Raw genomic sequence first — 2,267 nt, forward strand, 5'->3', positions numbered from 1 at the left:
CTCGACAGCCTGCCGCTCTATTCGCTGATCGCCGGTCTGATCGTCATCATGTCGATCTGGTCGCTGCGCCGGCTGACCGCGCCTTACCGGATGATGGAGACGGCGGTGACGCGGATCGGCAACGATCTGAAAAGCCCGCCGATCTCCGAGAGCGGCAGCCGCGAGATCCGCGCCGCGGCGAAGGCGATCAACGCCATGCAGATGCGGCTTCGCGATTATGTCGAGGACCGCGAGCACCTCGCGGCGGCGCTGGCGCATGACCTGCGCACGCCGCTGACCCGCATGCGGCTCCGCCTCGAACTGTTGCGCAGGTCGCCCGCACGCGAAGCGCTGGCGCACGACCTCGCCGACATCGAAAGCATCGCGAGTTCCGTCATCGACTTCGCCAAATTCGAGGTGACCGAGGAAAAGGCCGAGCGGATCGATTTCTGGTCGCTGGTGGAATCGGTGGCGGACTCTTTCGAAGATGCATCCTTCGACGAGGATGCGACGCCTTCGCGCGGCCTGATCTGCATCGCGCGGCCGGTGGCGCTGCGCCGCTGCATCACCAATCTCATCCAGAACGCGGTGACCTACGGCAAGAAAGCGCATCTCGGCGTGCGGCGAACGGGCGACACGATCACGCTCTCGATCCGCGACGAGGGCCCCGGCATCCCGCAAGCGAAGCTGGACGCGGTGTTCGGCTCCTTCGTGCGGCTGGAGGAATCGCGCAACCGCACCACCGGCGGCCTCGGCCTCGGCCTGACCATCGCCCGCAACATCGCCCGCGGCGCCGGCGGCGAGGTCATTCTTTCCAACTATCCGGGCGGCGGCCTGCTGACGGAGCTGCGGCTGCCGGTGGCAGCTTGAGTCAGCAGGCGGTTGCCGGTTCCACGCCGGTACTGGATCGATAACCTCTTCCTTGTGATAGTGCGCCCGTTTCTGCACGAGGAATCCACCCCCATGTTTTACGCCATCCTGGCCTACCACGTCGAAGACACCGTCCAGTCCTGGACGCCCGACGAGGATGCGGCGCTGATGAAGGATCTGCTCGATGTCAACGACAGGCTCACACGCGAGGGCAAGCTCGGCCCGGCAGCGAGGCTCGACGCGACGGTCAAGGCCGTGACGCTGCGCGGTCCCGGCGACGGCATGGTGATCGACGGTCCCTTTGCCGAGACCAAGGAACAGTTGCTCGGCCTCTATGTCCTCGACTGCGCCGACCAGGACGAAGCTATCGCCGCCGCGCGCGATCTCAAGCGCGTCAACCCTTCCGCCGTCTACGAGATCCGGCCGATCATGCTCTATCTGCCGGGCGCCGCGCTGGCGGCTGGTTGAGATCTATTCCCGCTGCCGCCTACTCGCCAGCGGTTCACTGGTGCGCGCGACGCCTGACAATGCGGTCGCGCGCCGCGATATCGGCGGGAGCCTCATCGACTGGATAGCCGAAATCCTTCAGTTCTGACATCGACAGCCCGGCCAAAGCCCGACGCCGCCTTGCAACCTGATATCGGCGCTGGAGCCCAGCGAAGACCATCGCGATATTGGTGGCAAGCGTGCCGGCAAGCCAAGTGGTGGGGTGGAAGGTTCTGATGCTGATATACGCCATTCCCATTCTCCCTCGTTCGAATTCACGAAGGCAATGTTCCACCGGCGCGCTTGGCCGATGTTCATTCAGGCGTGAAAGCGCGGGAAAAACCGCGCTAAATCGTCGTTAAGTCGAATGCAGGACGTGATATTCTGCCCAGGGCTTTTTCAAGGGGGCCGGGGTGCATATCCGATTGCTTGGCGGCATCGAGGTTGTCTCCGCAGGCGGGCAACCTCTGCATTTCGCGACGCGCAAGACGTCGCTGCTCTTTGCCGCGCTCGTCCTGGCCGGTCCCAAGGGCCTTCGCCGCGAGAGGGTGGCGGCGATGCTGTGGGCAGGTAGCGGCGAGCAACAAGCGCGAAACAGCCTGCGCCAGGCCCTGGTCGACATCAGGCGGCTGTTTCCGTCAACCGGCGACGCCGCCATTCGCGTCGAAGGCAACGCCGACACCATCTGGCTGGCGGCGGATGCCGATGAGGCTGACATCTGGGTTTTCGACCGCGCGTGGCAGGCCGAAGACGGCACTAACCTTGCGGCTGCTGCCGACCTCTACCGGGGGGATCTGCTCGACGGGTTGTCTTTCGCGGGCGAGGTCGACGAATGGCTTGCGCCGCTTCGGGCGAACTACACGCGCAAGGCGCTGGATTTGGCCGAGCGGCTTAGCCTTTTGCCGGGATGGGACGCACGCGAGGAACAGGCC

General features: G+C 65.0%; 3 protein-coding genes and 1 pseudogene. 3 read left to right on the forward strand and 1 reads right to left on the reverse strand.

Annotated features, from left to right (window positions below):
• Both EOA24_RS34860 and EOA24_RS34865 read left to right on the forward strand, forming a co-directional pair.
• On the forward strand, positions 1–849 hold an 849-nt coding region (locus EOA24_RS34860; protein ID WP_127410643.1), incomplete at its 5' end, for an ATP-binding protein.
• A 93-nt stretch (positions 850–942) separates the two neighbouring features.
• Entirely contained in the window at positions 943–1,317 is a 375-nt protein-coding gene (locus tag EOA24_RS34865) for a YciI family protein (RefSeq protein ID WP_126081628.1), read from the forward strand.
• A 34-nt stretch (positions 1,318–1,351) separates the two neighbouring features.
• Here EOA24_RS34865 and EOA24_RS34870 read toward each other — a convergent pair whose 3' ends face one another.
• Positions 1,352–1,588 (reverse strand): hypothetical protein, encoded by a 237-nt coding sequence (locus tag EOA24_RS34870; RefSeq protein ID WP_126081627.1) that lies wholly within the window; start codon positions 1,586–1,588, stop codon positions 1,352–1,354.
• A gap of 172 nt (positions 1,589–1,760) precedes the next feature.
• Between EOA24_RS34870 and EOA24_RS34875 the strand changes: the two are divergent.
• Positions 1,761–2,267, forward strand: a pseudogene (locus EOA24_RS34875) (adenylate cyclase); the annotation flags it as partial.

Origin of the sequence: Mesorhizobium sp. M2A.F.Ca.ET.039.01.1.1 (assembly GCF_003998035.1) — a bacterium.
Classification (GTDB): Bacteria; Pseudomonadota; Alphaproteobacteria; order Rhizobiales; family Rhizobiaceae; genus Mesorhizobium.